Origin of the sequence: Pelagibacterium lentulum (assembly GCF_003992625.1) — a bacterium.
GTDB classification, from domain to species: domain Bacteria; phylum Pseudomonadota; class Alphaproteobacteria; order Rhizobiales; family Devosiaceae; genus Pelagibacterium; species Pelagibacterium lentulum.
The window spans coordinates 245,573-260,657 of sequence record NZ_RZMW01000008.1 but is presented as its reverse complement, the minus strand read 5'-3'; the positions used below and the strand labels follow the sequence as shown (position 1 = coordinate 260,657).

Sequence of the window (15,085 nt, the reverse complement as noted above, 5' to 3'; positions counted from 1 at the left end):
CTTAAAGCAGCCGTAGAGAGTTGAAAAAAACAAAAAGCATCTGCTCATCACCGGCGGTGAGCATGGGAGCTGTGCGGGCGGATTATACTTTTGTATTATTACCACTTGACAGCAAAGCGCATGATGCCCGATGCTGATGAAATCGATTGCAGAGCTGCGGATAGCGCTTACTGTAATCGATTACATTTTATGATCGGAGGAGGCCGCTATCAGGGCGGTTCGATCATTGAAAATGGGGCCAGCGATGGCCCGCTCAACCTTTTGGGAGGAAAATGATGAATCGTTTTGTTTTGGTGGGCGCCGTCTCGGCTGCTGCACTGCTTGGCTCAACCGCAATTTCAAATGCTGCGAGTGTCGAGGTGATGCACTGGTGGACTTCCGGTGGTGAACAGGCCGCAGTGTCTGTCTTTGCTGAAGAATTTGAAGCGCTTGAATCCGGCCATACATGGATCGATACGGCTATTGCCGGCGGTGACGCATCTCGTTCCGCAACCTTGCAGCGCATTCTCGGCGGCGATGCCCCCGGTGCCGCGCAGTTCAATATCTCCCGCCAATTTGAAGAACTCGCCGAAGCAGGTCTGCTCCTTGACCTGACCGATCTGGCGGAAGCTGAAGGCTGGCGCGATTTTATTCGTCCTGATGCGATTCTGGACGTTTGTGAATTCGATGGCCGCATCTACTGCGTCCCGGTCAATATTCATTCCTGGCAGTGGGGCTGGGCGTCAGTTCCGGCCTTCGAGGCCGCAGGACTGGAAGTTCCGACCAATCTGGAAGACTTCGTCGCTGCAATTCCTGCTCTTCAGGAAGCAGGCATTATCCCGCTCGCAATCGGCGGTGAACCGTGGCAGCACAACGGTGCGCTTGGCGTTACGTTGATGAGCGTTATGGGTCTGGAAGGGCATCTGCGCCTTTATCGGGACCGCGATGCCGACTATGCACGCAGTGAAGAGGTTGCGCGCGGCCTCGAAATCTGGCGCGAAATGACAGCCACCATCGATGACGGTGCCGCTAACCGCAACTGGAACGATACCACCAATCTCGTGATCACCGACCAGGCCGCCTTGCAGATCATGGGCGACTGGGCTCGCGGAGAGTTCGCATTGGCTGGGCTTGAAGCTGGTGTCGATTATGAGTGCCTTCCCGGTCCGTCCGACGATCCGTATCTCGATACGGGTGGCGACATCTTCCTTTTCCCCAAGCAGAACGATCCTGAAGTCGAAGCCGCCCAGCTTGAAATGGCATCGATGATGGTCAACCCACGCGTTCAGGCGTTGTTTAACAATGCCAAGGGCTCGCTCCCTGTACGCGATGACGTTGATTTCTCGCTTGCCGATGCTTGCATGCGGAAAGGGCTGGAAATTCTCTCAAATCCGGATCGTGTGTTCCAGGGCGCAGGGTTCTACATGCTGGAAGATGACGTTCAGCGCCTCAATGACCTTTGGGTAGAGTTCTCGTTCAATCGCGATATGTCGATCGAAGAGGCCCAGGAGCGCTTTGCCAACATCATTGCGACTGCTGCCGAGTAATCGTGCAACTTCGTATATCAAGGCCGGTGCGGCATTTTCGGCCGCACCGGCACTTCTTCCAATAGGTAAGCTTCGGCCAGTCTGGCGCAAGCTTATCGGCAACGCGAGGGCATGAAATGGCAAGGCGTCGCATCAAGATAAATCCAATGGCGCTGATCGGCTTGACGCCGATGATAGCAACCGCTGTTGGTGTCTTTGTCATCTGTATCATCTATTCAATTGTTCTCTCTTTCACCAATTCAAGACTGCTTCCGAATTTCGAGTTCATCGGTTTTGCGCAGTATGAGCGCCTGTGGGAGACACCGCGCTGGCTGATTTCAGTGCGAAATATCTGGCTGTTCGGATTCTTCTCGATCGCCTTCAACATGATTTTCGGCTACCTGCTGGCCGTATTCATGGATCAGCGCATCAAGCAGGAAGACGCGTTCCGCACCATCTTCCTTTATCCTTTCGCGATGTCGCTGGTGGTCACAGGCCTGGTCTGGCAGTGGATCATGGATCCCAATCTCGGTTTCCAGTCCGCCGTCCGTAATATGGGCTTTACCGATTTCCGGTTTTCGCCGCTTACCAACGAAGCGACCGCTATTTATGGCGTTATTGTCGCTGGGATCTGGAACGGCGTAGGCGTCACGATGGCCATTTTGCTCGCAGGTCTGCGCGGCGTTGACGAGGAGGTTTGGAAAGCGGCGAGAGTTGACGGAATTCCAACTTGGAAGACCTATCTGTTCATTACGCTGCCGATGATGCGCGGCGCGTTCATCACCGCCTTCGTATTGCAATGCGTCGGGGTGGTCCGGGTTTACGACCTCATTATCGCCATGACCCAGGGTGGGCCGGGTATTTCCACGCAGATGCCGGCGGTTTTTGTCATTCAGCATATTTCAGGGCGTTCGAATGTGGGCCTTGGTATGGCCGCTGCAACAATGATGCTTTTGCCGATCATCGTACTGATCGCAATCCAGCAATATTTCGCCTGGAGGAGTCGCCGCAGGGCGGCAGGCATTGGAGCGGCAGTCGCTACATTACCGCAGGCTCAGGGAGTTAAAGCGTCATGAGTGGTGCAGCAATTTCAACAAAACCTGCCGCGGGCGCGAAGGTGGTCGTGGAACCGGCCGGACCGAAACCCCGCAAGCTGACCATAACGCGCATTGGCGTCTATGCGTTTCTTGTAATCTCGGCAATATATTTCCTGTTGCCCTTATGGGTAATGTTGGTCACGTCTTTCAAGACGATGCCGGAAATCCGGGAAGGCTATCTTTTCAATTGGCCACGCGAGTTCACTTTCGAGCCGTGGATCAAAGCGTGGGCTACAGCCTGTACGGGCCGTGACTGCAACGGGATCAGCCCAGGGTTCTGGAACTCGGTGAAGATTACCGTACCTGGCGTCATCGTTTCGATAACCATCGCTGCGATCAATGGCTATACGCTGAGTTACTGGAAGTTCAGGGGTTCCGAGATTTTCTTCGGAATCCTGATGTTTGGCGCCTTTGTGCCGTATCAGGTCGTCATCTATCCATTGATCATTTTCATGCGTGAGATGGGCTTGTTCGCGACGCTTCCCGGTATCATCATCGTGCATACCATCTTCGGCATGCCAATCCTGACGCTGCTTTTCCGAAATTTCTTCGCGTCGCTGCCGGAGGAATTGTTCAAAGCGGCGCGCATCGACGGCGCCGGATATTGGCAGATCTTTTTCAGGATCATGTTGCCCATGTCCGTACCCATTGCCATCGTAGCGGTAATTCTGCAGGTCACGGGTATCTGGAACGACTTCCTGTTCGGTACTGTGTTTGCCGGGCGTGAGAACATGCCGATGACCGTTCAGCTCAACAACATCGTTACAACAACAACCGGCACCCGTGAGTACAACGTCAACATGGCTGCAACCATTCTGGCTGCTGCCGTCCCGCTGGCCGTGTACTTCATTTCCGGGAAATGGTTTGTCCGCGGCATCGCGGCCGGTGCTGTGAAAGGATAAAAAGATGGAACACAGCGTTTCAGTAAAAGACCTCTCGTTGAACTTTGGTGCGGTCAATGTTCTCCAGTCGATGAACCTCGATATTGCACCAGGAGAATTTCTGGTGCTGCTGGGGCCGTCCGGCTGCGGAAAGTCCACTCTGCTCAATTGCATCGCCGGCCTTCTCGATGTCAGCGACGGGCAGATTTTCATTTCCGGCAAGAACGTCACCTGGGAAGAGCCCAAGGATCGTGGAATTGGAATGGTCTTCCAGTCCTATGCTCTCTACCCGCAAATGAGCGTCCGCAAGAATCTGTCATTCGGCCTTCAGGTTGCAGGCTTCAAGAAAGAAGAGATCGACAAGCGTATCGCGCGTGCGTCGGAGATGCTTCAGATTGAGCCGCTGCTGGACCGTAAACCCGCCAATCTTTCCGGCGGGCAACGCCAGCGTGTAGCCATCGGCCGGGCGCTAGTCCGCGATGTCGACGTCTTCCTGTTCGACGAACCGCTATCCAATCTCGATGCCAAGCTTCGCTCGGACCTTCGGGTGGAAATCAAAAGGCTGCATCAGCGTCTCAAGAACACCATGATCTACGTCACACACGACCAGATTGAAGCTATGACGCTTGCCGATCGTATCGCCATTATGAAAAGCGGCGTCATTCAACAACTCGATGCACCAAACGTCATTTATAACAAGCCAGTCAATTTGTTCGTTGCCGGCTTTATCGGATCACCCTCGATGAACTTCATCAATGGGCGGTTTGAGAATGGTACTGTGACGCTAGGCGGCCACAATTTCGACGTGTCGCGATATGAGTTCGAGACGGGCCAAGGCGGAACGGCGCAAGATGTTATTCTTGGCGTTCGCCCTGAACATGTGGTTATCGGGCCGGGTGTTGAAAGCCAACCTTGCCAGTTCGAGGCCGAGATCGAGATTGTGGAACCTATGGGGGCGGAAACGGTCGCCTGGACCAAATTGGCAGGCGAGACCTTTACGCTTCGCACCAACAGTGAAACCGCGCCTCAAACAGGGCAAAAAATTCGGATTGGCTTTGATCCGATCCGCTCATCAATCTTTGATGCCCAGTCAGGCACACGAATATAGCAGGCTATTTATTATGACCGATTTTTCATTCCAGCTTTATAGCGCCCGAAATTTCCCGCCGATGTCCTTTGTCATCGACCTGCTGAAAAAGCACGGCTACGCACAGGTCGAAGGCTTTGGCGGGCTATACGACAACGCGCAGGAACTGAAAGCCTTGTTGGACAAGGCAGGATTGACAATGCCGACTGGCCATTTCGGGCTCGATCAGCTCAAGGATAAGGACAAGGCGCGCAAGGCTGCCGATACGCTCGGCATTACGGGCCTGTTTTGTCCAGCGATCCCGCGTGAACTGTGGGAACAGCCTGAGGATGATTGGAAGAAACTGGCAGATGAGCTTGCCGAGTTGGGCGCCTTTTACAAGGGGCAGGGCTACCGATTTGGCTGGCACAATCATCACTTCGAGTTCTGGCCGACAGCGAGCGGCGCATTGCCGATGAACATTCTTCTCGATGGCGCGCCGGACATTGACTGGGAAATGGACGTCGCATGGGTGGTGCGCGGCGAGCACGACCCCATGCAGTGGGTGGAAAAATACGGCGACCGCATTACCGCCATTCACGTCAAGGACCTCGCTCCTAATGGCGAAGCGCAGGATGAAGATGGATGGGCGGACGTTGGGCACGGCATTATGAACTGGCGTGAATTGCTGCCCAAGCTGAAATCGACGACCAAAGCCACCCATTTCGTGATGGAGCACGATAACCCCTCAGATCTGGAACGGTTTGCTTCGCGTTCGATCCAGTCTGTCAAAGATCTTTAGGACTTAAGAAAAATGACAAAGACCATGGGCGTCGGAATCCTCGGCGCGGGCAATATTTCTACGGCTTATCTCAAGCTGGCGCCCTTGTTTAAGGGGCTGGAAGTACGCGCGGTCGCTGACATCGTGCCGGAAGCAGCCAAGGCGCGCGCTGATGAGTTCGGCGTTTTGGCACTAACACCTGACCAGATGCTGGCAAATGACGAAATTGACGTCATTGTGAATCTTACAATCCCCGATGCTCATTATCGGGTGTCCAAGGACATCGTTTCCGCTGGCAAGCATGCTTATTCTGAAAAACCATTGGTTTTGACACTCGAGGAAGGTGAGGATCTTCGTGCTGCCGCCAAATCAAATGGCGTCGAAGTAGGATGCGCACCTGACACGTTCCTCGGTGGTGCACATCAGCAGGCTCGGGCAATTATCGACGATGGACACGTTGGGAAAATCGTCTCCGGCACATGTCATGTCATGAGTTATGGCATGGAGCATTGGCATCCCAATCCTGACTTCTTTTTCAAGCCGGGCGCCGGACCGGTTCTTGATATCGGACCATACTACATTGCCAATCTCATTAATCTGGTCGGACCGGTAAAGCGGGTTACAGCCTTTAGTGGCAGCGCGCGCGACAAGCGCGAAATCACAAGCGAACCGCGTCGCGGCGAATTCGTCACGGTGGAAACGCCGACAACGATTCACGCCGTAATGGAATTCCATAATGGCGCGATTATCACGCTTGGCGCATCTTGGGACGTGCAGGCGCATCAGCACGCCAATATGGAACTTTATGGAACCGATGCGTCGCTCTATGTCCCCGATCCGAACTTTTTTGGCGGTGAACTGGTAATTGCCCGCCGGGATGGCGAGCGCGAGATCGTTGAGCCTTGGGCGCACCCGCTCGGCGTGCCCAATTGGGAACGGCCTAATGGCCCTCCGTTTGCAAACTATCGTACCGCTGGCTTGGCCGACATGGTGCAGGCGATAGGCGAGGGCAAAAAGCCGCGCTGTTCGCTCGATGCGACACTGCATGGGGTCGACGTCATGACCTCTATCTTGAAGTCAGGCGAAACCGGCAACGCTATCGAGTTGACGACCACTTGTGAGCGCCCCGAAGCGCTGGGGCCTGAAAAGGCGCAGGCACTTCTCAAATAGGGCAGATGCGCTCGGCGGTGCCTAAAGTTCGAGCGCCGCCGTTCGCTGGATTGGAGTCGTCATCAGCTTGACAGGCTGCCGTGCAGCATTATCGTTGTAAAGAATTCTGACGTACGTGCATCATACGCGAACCTATCTATTTGCGGGCGATTTCGCACAACCGTCTAGATGACCAATGGAATCAGGAGGAGCGATTATGCGGACACTTAAAGGCCCAGCGATATTTCTTGCGCAGTTTGCGGGTGACAAAGCGCCATTCGACACGCTGGACAATATTTGTGCCTGGGCGGCGGGGCTAGGGTACAAAGGCGTGCAGATCCCAAGCTGGGTTTCCGGCTTTATCGATCTGGAAAAAGCCGCCAATTCCAAAGACTATTGCGACGAATTACGCGACATTGCGGGCAAGCATGGCATAGCGATCACAGAACTCTCGACACATTTGCAGGGACAACTGGTTGCGGTTCATCCCGCCTATGATACTGCCTTTGACGGCTTTGCGGCTCCAGAAGTGCGCGGCAACCCCAAGGCGAGACAGGAATGGGCGGTGCAGCAGCTGCTGCATGCGGCAAAGGCTTCCCGGAATCTTGGGCTGACCGAGCACGCAACATTCTCCGGCGCCTTGGCGTGGCCTTATGTCTATCCCTGGCCGCAGCGGCCTGCGGGTTTGGTCGAAGAGGCTTTTGACGAGCTTGCGCGCCGTTGGACACCCATCCTCAATGCTTTTGACGAAGCGGGTGTTGATGTGTGCTATGAGATCCATCCCGGCGAAGATCTGCATGACGGGATCAGCTATGAAATGTTCCTTGAGCGCGTGAACAATCACGCCCGCGCCAACCTGCTTTACGATCCGAGCCACTTCGTCCTGCAGCAGCTCGATTATCTTGATTTCATCGATATTTACAAAGATCGGATCAAAGCCTTCCACGTGAAGGATGCCGAGTTTAACCCGACCGGACGCCAAGGCGTATACGGCGGTTTCCAAAGCTGGGTGGATCGGGCAGGGCGTTTTCGCTCGCTTGGCGATGGGCAGGTGGACTTTGCAGCAATTTTTTCAAAATTGGCAGCGAACGATTTTGCAGGCTGGGCCGTTCTCGAATGGGAATGCGCGCTCAAGCATCCTGAAGATGGAGCAAGAGAAGGCGCCGAGTTCATCGCAAATCACATCATTCGCGTCACTGAGCATGCCTTTGACGATTTCGCCAGTGGCGGAACGGATAAGGCAGCCAATCGAAAGATGCTTGGTTTGGACTAAGAGGAGAATACAATGGCAGAGAACGGAAAGCGGCCAATCCGGCTGGGTATGGTCGGTGGTGGAACGGGTGCCTTCATTGGCTATGTCCACCGTGTCGCAGCTCGCATCGATGGCGATTTTCAACTGGTTGCCGGCGCGCTTTCATCACGGCCCGAAGTCGCCAGGGAAAGCGGCAAAAATCTCGGACTGGCAGATGACAGAATCTATACCGACTACGAAGAAATGGCCAGGGCCGAGGCCGCGCGTGAGGATGGCATCGAGGCTGTTTCCATCGTCACGCCCAATCACATGCATTTCGGACCGGCCAAGGCGTTTCTGGAAGCCGGGATTCATGTCATCTGCGACAAACCGCTGACATCGACCATCGAAGATGCCTATGCCTTGCAAAAAGTACAACCAAAGAACGGCGCGAAGTTTCTGCTGACCCACAACTACACAGGCTATCCACTCATCCGGCAGGCACGCGAACTTGTGGCTTCGGGCGTTCTTGGAAAAATTCGTGTTGTGCAGGCCGAATATCCGCAGGACTGGTTGACCGAACCCACCGACGACGACAACAAGCAGGCATCCTGGCGAACCGATCCGGCCCGGTCGGGGGCTGGGGGGTGCATTGGCGATATCGGCACACATGCCTATAATCTGGCGCGCTATGTGACCGGCCTGAAAACTGAAGCCGTTTCAGCCGATTTGACGGCGTTCGTGCCCGGCCGCAAGCTCGATGACAATGTGCATATCATGCTGCGGTTCGAAGGAGGCGCAAAAGGCATGCTTTGGGCCAGCCAGGTGGCTGTGGGCTGTGAAAACGGCCTGCAACTGCGTGTCTATGGCGATAAGGCTGGTATCGAATGGCGGCAGGATAACCCCAACTACATGTGGTTCACCGAGTTCGGCAAGCCCAAGCAATTGCTTACCCGCGGCGGTGCCATCGATGGGAACGCGGCCAATGCAATGGGCGTGCGCATTCCCGCCGGGCATCCGGAAGGCTATCTGGAAGCCTTTGCAACGCTCTATAGTCAGTTTGCGGCAATTGTGCGTGGGGAGGGGGCCGATTACGAAGGATTGCTGCCAACGCTTGATGATGGTGTTGAGGGAATGGAGTTCATCATGGCATCGGTCAAGTCGAGCCAGAACGATAGCAAGTGGACTCGGTTCGGCGAGTAAGGCGAGCGGTTATCTCACGAGCAGGGGCGGCATTGAGCCGCCCCTTTTTATTTGGGCAGTTACATGCCCATTGAGAGGAAGGTTATGTCGCGCAGCTCAACGTCGAGCCCGTCGATCATACCCCAATCGGTTGCCTCGCCCGTTTCCAGGTCAACCGTATAGAGTGTCATGTTGGCCACGAGGTAAGCGATGTTTTCGCCAACCTCAGGCGAATAAACATCAAAGGCAATCGCTTCCGCTGCGTCGATGCCAAGCGGTCCGACGACTGAAAGCGTCCCGTCATTGGGCGCAGTTTGCCGGACAAGCGCCATCATATCCAGGTCAATGTTGTACATTGCGGTTTCGTCTGGCGAGCCGATCGAGTTTGTATAGGCCGTCGCAACGGTATTTTGGTCGCCGCCGGCATTGTACCCGGCATCATCGAAATGCAACTCACCGTCGACGATGGTTTCTCCGGTATCGGCATTAATGCGCAAATTGGTGCCATCATTGCCCATAAACCGGAGTCGGTCGGCCACCGGATTGAAGTCAACCGATGCGATGGCGCCATCAGGAATTGTTTCGGTTATTGTGGATACGACGCTGGCGTCGCCGGTTTCCAGGTCGATTGTGACGATATTGTTCTCCGAATCGATACCGTAAACCCATCCGTCGGCAGTGCGACGGTCGATGCCGTGCAGCATATCGACGCCAGAGACCTCCATCATGCCCTCAACAGACAATGTTTCAGCATTGATCATGACCAGAGTCTTGTCCCCGGCCAGGCCTATGGCCGACTGTGCGAGGGCAGCACCCGAGAGTGCGAAAAGACTGGCGCCGGCGAGAAGGGTGGTGGCAAGCGTACGATTGTTCATTGCGGTTCTCCGTAATTGTAAGGGGCGAGAAACGACGCTCCCCCACGGCATCGTGGTGGAAGCTACGGAGCGCAGATCGGAAAAGTTTCGGAATCAGGCAGAAAAATTTGAATACTGACTTATTCGGCGCCAGCATGGCCCCGGAATCGATCACGCAGAAAATCTGCGTTCCAGTCCACGTGATTTATAAAACAATGATTTTCAGCAAATCCGCCAAGCACTGAACATAGTGCGTTTGCGCGCCAGTCTTAATGTGTCCAGGGCGCCTTGCGATCGTAACGGAAATTATCAGGATAGCTGACTTTTTTCACAGTTGTGTTCTGCGCTGGCTGCACGGAATAGGCAATTCCCTCGCGCACCGCGTAGGCTTCGGCCTCCTCGAGCGAAGAAAAGCGCAGACGCACCTGCTGCTTCATATCAGTTGACGAGGTGTAGCCCATCAAGGGGTCGATCGAACGAGGAGCCTCGGGTTCGTACACCAGAACCCATTCGTTGCTCTTGCCTCTGCCAGACTGCATGGCATTCGGGGAAGGGCGATAGATACGTGCGATCATGCAATCCGTCCTGTCAACAAAGCAGCCTTCGCTGCTATGGCTGGTCGGGGCAGCAAGATTCGAACTTGCGACCCCCGGTTCCCAAAACCGGTGCTCTACCAGGCTGAGCTATACCCCGACATGGCCATGCCCGCTCCGATACACATTCTTTCATGCGAGGGCAAGGCATGTTACCGCATATAAAAACAGGAGAATGCAAAAACGTGCTTGCACCGGATAGTTTTTCCGCTCGCGTCGGCCAGGCTCTGCGTCGTGGCCATGAGTCCCATCGAATTCTCTTCTGGTGGCCGATCCTCACGGTAGCAGGGTTCCTGCTTGCCGCGATATTCTTTGATGGCCCAGTCATTCACGCGCTTACCAACTGGCCGGCCCACGAACGCGCGTTCTTTGCTTTTGTTACTGGTTTCGGGAAATCGGACTGGATATTGATTCCGACCTTGCTCGGAATGCTGGTCGCCTGGGTTCTGGGGTATCTGCCACTGACCTATTCATGGCGCTGGGCGATGCGTGCGGTTGCAGGCGTCTGCGCTTTCGTCTTCGTTGGGGTTGCGTTGCCGGGTCTGATTGTCGTTATCCTGAAACGGATAATCGGCCGGGCACGCCCGATGTATATGGACGAACTGGGCGTACTGCATTTCGAGCCGTTCCAGCATCTTGTCGATTGGTCATTCCATAGTTTTCCATCCGGCCATTCGACAACCGCCCTGGCCTTCACAATTGTCTTGCTCACGCTGACCAACGACCGATTCCGGGGGGCGATCATCGCGTTTGGCCTTGCAATAGGCCTGAGCCGAATCGTTGTCGGCGATCACTTTTTTACCGACGTGGTTTCGGGCATTCTTCTGGGCACCGCCAGCACCATCGTAATCCGCGACTACTTTGCCACCCGCAATTGGGGCATGCGGATCGAAAAGGGCAAAGTGCGCTTCCGGCTCTTTACAGGCTTTTTGCCCCTTTGGCGCTGGCTACAACGGCGTCACATCCCCAAGATGCTGAAATAACGCTTCAATCCGCTATCAAGGTCCGCCTTCAACTCGCCCATATCTTCAAACCCAACGTGAAGCCGGAACAGGTTGCCCGGCTCACGCCATGGCACGGCTGTGCGAATCTTTTGCGGCCATGCGGGCAGTACCAGGCTTTCAAAACCGCCCCAGGAATAGCCCATACCAAACAAGGTCATATTGTCGACCATCGCGGCTTTGGCTGTGCGCGGTGCCTCCGGCAAAATGAACGAAAATAGGCTGCCCGAGCCACTGAAATCTCTCTTAAAGACGCCGTGATCGGGATGGCTTGGCAATCCGGGGTGCAGCACCTTTATCTTGTCGCTCCAGCCCTCCAGCCATTGAGCAAGCTCCAGCGCGCGCGCTTGGTGTTCCTTCATCCTTACCGCCAGAGTACGCATCCCGCGCATAGTTAGGAATGTATCGTCAGGTGAGGCGATCTGGCCCAGCGTACGGTGTGTCTTGATCAGGCCCGGCAGGGCCTTGGCATTGGCTGAGGCGGTGCCGATCATGGTATCGGAATGGCCCGCAAACATCTTTGTGCCAGAATGGATTACAATGTCGGCGCCAAGGGAAAGGGGCTTGCAATAGAGCGGTGTTGCCCAACTATTATCCACCAGAACGGTGATATCGCGACTGCCTATCGCTCCAGCGATTGCAGGAATGTCCTGCAGCTCAAATGTCAGCGAACCGGGGCTTTCCAGAAAAATCGCCCGCGTGCGCTCTGAAATAAACGCCGAGATCCCGTCGCCTATGCGCGGATCGAAATATCGCGTCGTGATTCCCTGGCGTTTCAAAACTGTCTCGCAAAACGCTCGGGTTGGCTCATAGACGCTGTCGGTTACCAGCAATTCGTCACCCGATGAAAGGCAACTCAATAGCGCAACACTGATAGCCGCTACACCTGAAGGACACAGCACAGTGCCCTCTGCGCCTTCCAATTCGCTTACGACGTCCTCAAGCGCCGACGTTAGTGGCGTGCCCTGACGTCCGTACCGATAGCGTATCTTATGGTCTTCCAACTCGTCGAGAGTGTCGAACACCACGGTGCTTCCTCGATAGACTGGCGTATTTACAAAACCGTACTGGTTTTTGGGTATGCGACCTCCGTGGGTCAGCAGAGTTTCCGTAGCACCGTTATGCTTTGAAGTTTCAAGCGAATTTGACATGAAATAGGGTCGTCTTCGTGTTGAATAGGTCAGCACTATTGCTGGTTATTTAGGCGGGTGGTTCGAAATGACTAATTTGGTATCGTTTTGGGCCTTGACGCAAGCGGCAGTTATGGGCTTCGATGCTGACTGGTATTCGGTTCGATGGCAATAGGACCAGATGCCGGTCATTTTTCAGATGGCTATGAGGGGCGCGGGCAAGAAATGCACCGGCTCACTTAAATTCAAGGGTTAGGAAACAAAGGCAAACCTATGCAAAAAAAACTTTTGACTCTCGCCGTCGCGTCCGCGATGGCGGCCACTTCGTCTGTGGCTTATGCAGATCTTCTGGACGATGTGATCGCTCGCGGCTATGTGCAATGCGGCGTGACAGAAGGTGTGCCGGGCTTCTCGTTCCCGGATGAGAACAACGAATGGTCAGGCCTTGAAGTCGATTACTGCCGTGCGTTGGCCGCAGCCATTTTCGATGATCCGGATGCTGTCCGGTACACACCGACGACTTCGCAGGCTCGCTTTGAAACGCTTGGCTCGGGCAATATCGATGTGCTCTCGCGTACCACAACCTGGACCATGACGCGCGACACCGATCTCGGTCTCACCTTCGTTGGCACCATGTTCTATGACGGCCAGGGCTTTGTTGTACGTGAGTCCGACGGAATCAGTTCTGCTTTGGAACTGAGCGGCGCAGCTCTCTGCATTGAATCCGGCACCACGACCGAACTCAACGCTGCCGACTATTTCGCTGCCAATGGCCTGGATTTGTCCAACGCCGTCATCTTTGTGACTCGTGACGAAGTGGTTCAGGCATATCTCGATGGCCGTTGTGACGTTTACACGACTGATGCCTCGGCCATCGCTGCTGAACGCACACAGTTCCCCAACCCGGATGAGCACGTCATTCTGCCGGAAATCATCTCGAAGGAGCCGCTCGGCCCCGTCGTGCGCTCTGGCGATACACGCTGGTTCAACATTGCTCGTTGGACATATTTTGCACTGCTCAATGCCGAGGAACTGGGTGTAACGCAGGCGAATGTAGATGAAATGCTCGGTTCGGATAACCCCGAAATCATGCGTCTTCTCGGCGTGGAAGGGGACTTTGGCGCACCGATTGGACTGTCGACCGATTGGGCATATCGTATCATCAAACACGTAGGCAACTATGGCGAAGTCTATGATCGCCATGTCGGCCCGAATACTCCGCTGGCGATCCCGCGCGGCATCAATGCTCTGTGGACAGACGGTGGTATCCAATATGCCCCACCGGTTCGGTAACTAGCTTGCAAATGGTCCCGGCAGACACCTCAGGTGTTTGCCGGGATTGTTTTTTCCATTTGCGCTTGGCTCGCCAGAAGCGATTTTTCGCATGGTCATGATACCGGGCAGAGGCTTACATGACGGACACGACAGAAAAAGGTGTGGACTCGCGACGAGTCCAGGCAAAGACTTCATTTATCAATGACCCGAAATTTCGGGCTTTCTTTTATCAAGCGGCACTTGTTATTGCCGTGCTCGGCCTCTTTTTATGGCTTTGGATGAACGCAGCGACCAATCTTGCCGCGCAAGGCAGGGCGACTGGCTTTGCGTTTCTCGGACAATCTTCGGGTTTCAATATCAGCTTCTCTCTGATCCCGTTCGACCGAACATCATCCTATCTGCAGGTCTATTTCGTCGGCATTCTCAACACGCTTCTTGTCGCGGCAGTTGGCATTGTATTGGCGACCTTTCTGGGCTTTGCCGTCGGCATTGCGCGCCTCTCTAAAAATGTACTGATCCGGGCTCTGGCCGCGGTCTATATCGAGATAATACGCAACGTCCCACTGCTTTTGCAGTTGATTTTCTGGTACTTCCTTTCGCTTAACGCTCTTCCCGTTGTGCGGGAGTCGCTGGCGCTTCCGGGCGGCATCGTCGCCAATCGGCGCGGTGTGAGCTTTCCGCAGCCAATATTTGACGATCGCTTCATTTGGGTCGCGCTGGTTGCGGTCGTTGCTTTGACCGTCGCACTTGTCATGCGCCGCCGCACATTGAAGCAGATTGAAACGACAGGTGACCGGCGTTCGGTCTGGTTACCCTTCTTTGGGGTTCTGATTGTCCCTGTCGTCGCAGCCTTTTTCCTCACCGGCACCCAGGTGCAGTTCTCATTCCCGGAATTGACGGGTTTCAATTACACTGGAGGCTGGACAGCCCCGCCCGAACTCACCGCGCTCATTCTAGGTCTGGTTCTCTACACTGCGGCCTTCATTGCAGAAATCGTCAGGGCAGGCATCCAGTCGGTCAATTACGGACAAACCGAAGCGGCGGCTGCGCTCGGTCTCAAGGATAGCGACCGGCTAAACCTTGTAATTATCCCCCAAGCCATGCGCGTTATCGTTCCGCCTCTGACAAGCCAGTATCTCAACTTGACGAAGAACTCTTCGTTGGGCGCGGCCATTGGCTTTCCGGAACTGGTCAATGTTTTTGTGGGAACGGCACTCAACCAGAGTGGCCGGGCCATCGAAATCATCGGCTTGACTATGCTGGTTTACCTGACGCTCTCGCTCGTCACTTCGATCTTCATGAATTGGTATAACGCGCGCGTTGCGCTTGTGGAACGGTGA

14 protein-coding genes and 1 tRNA gene are annotated in these 15,085 nt (G+C 54.9%); 11 read left to right on the top strand and 4 right to left on the bottom strand.

Annotated elements, in window-relative coordinates:
• Window positions 1–275: 275 nt before the first annotated feature.
• The 8 genes from EO133_RS03020 to EO133_RS02985 all read left to right on the top strand — a co-directional run bounded on the left by EO133_RS03020 (window position 276) and on the right by EO133_RS02985 (window position 8,913).
• Window positions 276–1,526, top strand: a complete 1,251-nt coding sequence (locus EO133_RS03020; RefSeq protein WP_127071182.1) for an ABC transporter substrate-binding protein — start codon at window positions 276–278, stop codon at window positions 1,524–1,526.
• A 116-nt stretch (window positions 1,527–1,642) separates the two neighbouring features.
• On the top strand, window positions 1,643–2,581 hold the full coding sequence (locus EO133_RS03015; protein ID WP_127071181.1) for a carbohydrate ABC transporter permease: 939 nt from the start codon (window positions 1,643–1,645) through the stop codon (window positions 2,579–2,581).
• Window positions 2,578–3,504, top strand: coding sequence for a carbohydrate ABC transporter permease (locus EO133_RS03010; protein WP_127071180.1), 927 nt, complete (start codon window positions 2,578–2,580; stop codon window positions 3,502–3,504). Before EO133_RS03015 ends, EO133_RS03010 begins: the two co-directional genes overlap by 4 nt.
• Before the next feature lie 4 nt (window positions 3,505–3,508).
• Window positions 3,509–4,591: an ABC transporter ATP-binding protein gene (locus EO133_RS03005; protein ID WP_127071179.1), complete on the top strand. Its 1,083-nt coding sequence runs from the start codon at window positions 3,509–3,511 to the stop codon at window positions 4,589–4,591.
• Window positions 4,592–4,604: 13 nt separating this feature from the next.
• Window positions 4,605–5,351 carry a sugar phosphate isomerase/epimerase family protein gene (locus EO133_RS03000; RefSeq protein WP_127071178.1) on the top strand — a complete coding sequence of 249 codons (747 nt, stop codon included), beginning with the start codon at window positions 4,605–4,607 and terminating at the stop codon, window positions 5,349–5,351.
• Between the two features lie 12 nt (window positions 5,352–5,363).
• On the top strand, window positions 5,364–6,500 hold the full coding sequence (locus EO133_RS02995) for a Gfo/Idh/MocA family protein (RefSeq protein WP_127071177.1): 1,137 nt from the start codon (window positions 5,364–5,366) through the stop codon (window positions 6,498–6,500).
• Window positions 6,501–6,696: 196 nt separating this feature from the next.
• On the top strand, window positions 6,697–7,752 hold the full coding sequence (locus tag EO133_RS02990) for a sugar phosphate isomerase/epimerase family protein (RefSeq protein ID WP_127071176.1): 1,056 nt from the start codon (window positions 6,697–6,699) through the stop codon (window positions 7,750–7,752).
• A 12-nt stretch (window positions 7,753–7,764) separates the two neighbouring features.
• Entirely contained in the window at window positions 7,765–8,913 is a 1,149-nt protein-coding gene (locus tag EO133_RS02985) for a Gfo/Idh/MocA family protein (RefSeq protein WP_127071175.1), read from the top strand.
• Window positions 8,914–8,972: 59 nt separating this feature from the next.
• On the opposite strand, the gene EO133_RS02980 is transcribed toward EO133_RS02985, so the two are convergent.
• The 3 genes from EO133_RS02980 to EO133_RS02970 form a co-directional block, all read right to left on the bottom strand.
• On the bottom strand, window positions 8,973–9,767 hold the full coding sequence (locus EO133_RS02980; RefSeq protein ID WP_127071174.1) for a DUF4394 domain-containing protein: 795 nt from the start codon (window positions 9,765–9,767) through the stop codon (window positions 8,973–8,975).
• A 248-nt stretch (window positions 9,768–10,015) separates the two neighbouring features.
• Window positions 10,016–10,321: an ETC complex I subunit gene (locus EO133_RS02975; RefSeq protein WP_127071173.1), complete on the bottom strand. Its 306-nt coding sequence runs from the start codon at window positions 10,319–10,321 to the stop codon at window positions 10,016–10,018.
• Window positions 10,322–10,362: 41 nt separating this feature from the next.
• Window positions 10,363–10,439, bottom strand: a tRNA-Pro gene (locus tag EO133_RS02970).
• 85 nt (window positions 10,440–10,524) lie between these two features.
• Between EO133_RS02970 and EO133_RS02965 the strand changes: the two genes are divergently transcribed.
• On the top strand, window positions 10,525–11,322 hold the full coding sequence (locus EO133_RS02965) for a phosphatase PAP2 family protein (protein WP_164734855.1): 798 nt from the start codon (window positions 10,525–10,527) through the stop codon (window positions 11,320–11,322).
• Here EO133_RS02965 and metC read toward each other — a convergent pair.
• Window positions 11,298–12,491, bottom strand: a complete 1,194-nt coding sequence (gene metC / locus EO133_RS02960) for a cystathionine beta-lyase (RefSeq protein WP_127071171.1) — start codon at window positions 12,489–12,491, stop codon at window positions 11,298–11,300. The genes EO133_RS02965 and metC overlap by 25 nt on opposite strands.
• 252 nt (window positions 12,492–12,743) lie before the next feature.
• On the opposite strand from metC, the gene EO133_RS02955 reads away from it, so the two are divergent.
• Entirely contained in the window at window positions 12,744–13,763 is a 1,020-nt protein-coding gene (locus EO133_RS02955) for an amino acid ABC transporter substrate-binding protein (protein ID WP_127071170.1), read from the top strand.
• 119 nt (window positions 13,764–13,882) lie between these two features.
• Entirely contained in the window at window positions 13,883–15,085 is a 1,203-nt protein-coding gene (locus EO133_RS02950; protein ID WP_127071169.1) for an amino acid ABC transporter permease, read from the top strand.

What these genes read in the sequence shown, in the direction of transcription:
- EO133_RS03020 (WP_127071182.1), top strand. Translation starts at nt 276, where the DNA reads ATGAATCGTTTTGTTTTGGTGGGCGCCGTCTCGGCTGCTGCACTGCTT.
- EO133_RS03015 (WP_127071181.1), top strand. Translation starts at nt 1,643, where the DNA reads ATGGCAAGGCGTCGCATCAAGATAAATCCAATGGCGCTGATCGGCTTG.
- EO133_RS03010 (WP_127071180.1), top strand. Translation starts at nt 2,578, where the DNA reads ATGAGTGGTGCAGCAATTTCAACAAAACCTGCCGCGGGCGCGAAGGTG.
- EO133_RS03005 (WP_127071179.1), top strand. Translation starts at nt 3,509, where the DNA reads ATGGAACACAGCGTTTCAGTAAAAGACCTCTCGTTGAACTTTGGTGCG.
- EO133_RS03000 (WP_127071178.1), top strand. Translation starts at nt 4,605, where the DNA reads ATGACCGATTTTTCATTCCAGCTTTATAGCGCCCGAAATTTCCCGCCG.
- EO133_RS02995 (WP_127071177.1), top strand. Translation starts at nt 5,364, where the DNA reads ATGACAAAGACCATGGGCGTCGGAATCCTCGGCGCGGGCAATATTTCT.
- EO133_RS02990 (WP_127071176.1), top strand. Translation starts at nt 6,697, where the DNA reads ATGCGGACACTTAAAGGCCCAGCGATATTTCTTGCGCAGTTTGCGGGT.
- EO133_RS02985 (WP_127071175.1), top strand. Translation starts at nt 7,765, where the DNA reads ATGGCAGAGAACGGAAAGCGGCCAATCCGGCTGGGTATGGTCGGTGGT.
- EO133_RS02980 (WP_127071174.1), bottom strand. Translation starts at nt 9,767, where the DNA reads ATGAACAATCGTACGCTTGCCACCACCCTTCTCGCCGGCGCCAGTCTT.
- EO133_RS02975 (WP_127071173.1), bottom strand. Translation starts at nt 10,321, where the DNA reads ATGATCGCACGTATCTATCGCCCTTCCCCGAATGCCATGCAGTCTGGC.
- metC (WP_127071171.1), bottom strand. Translation starts at nt 12,491, where the DNA reads ATGTCAAATTCGCTTGAAACTTCAAAGCATAACGGTGCTACGGAAACT.
- EO133_RS02955 (WP_127071170.1), top strand. Translation starts at nt 12,744, where the DNA reads ATGCAAAAAAAACTTTTGACTCTCGCCGTCGCGTCCGCGATGGCGGCC.
- EO133_RS02950 (WP_127071169.1), top strand. Translation starts at nt 13,883, where the DNA reads ATGACGGACACGACAGAAAAAGGTGTGGACTCGCGACGAGTCCAGGCA.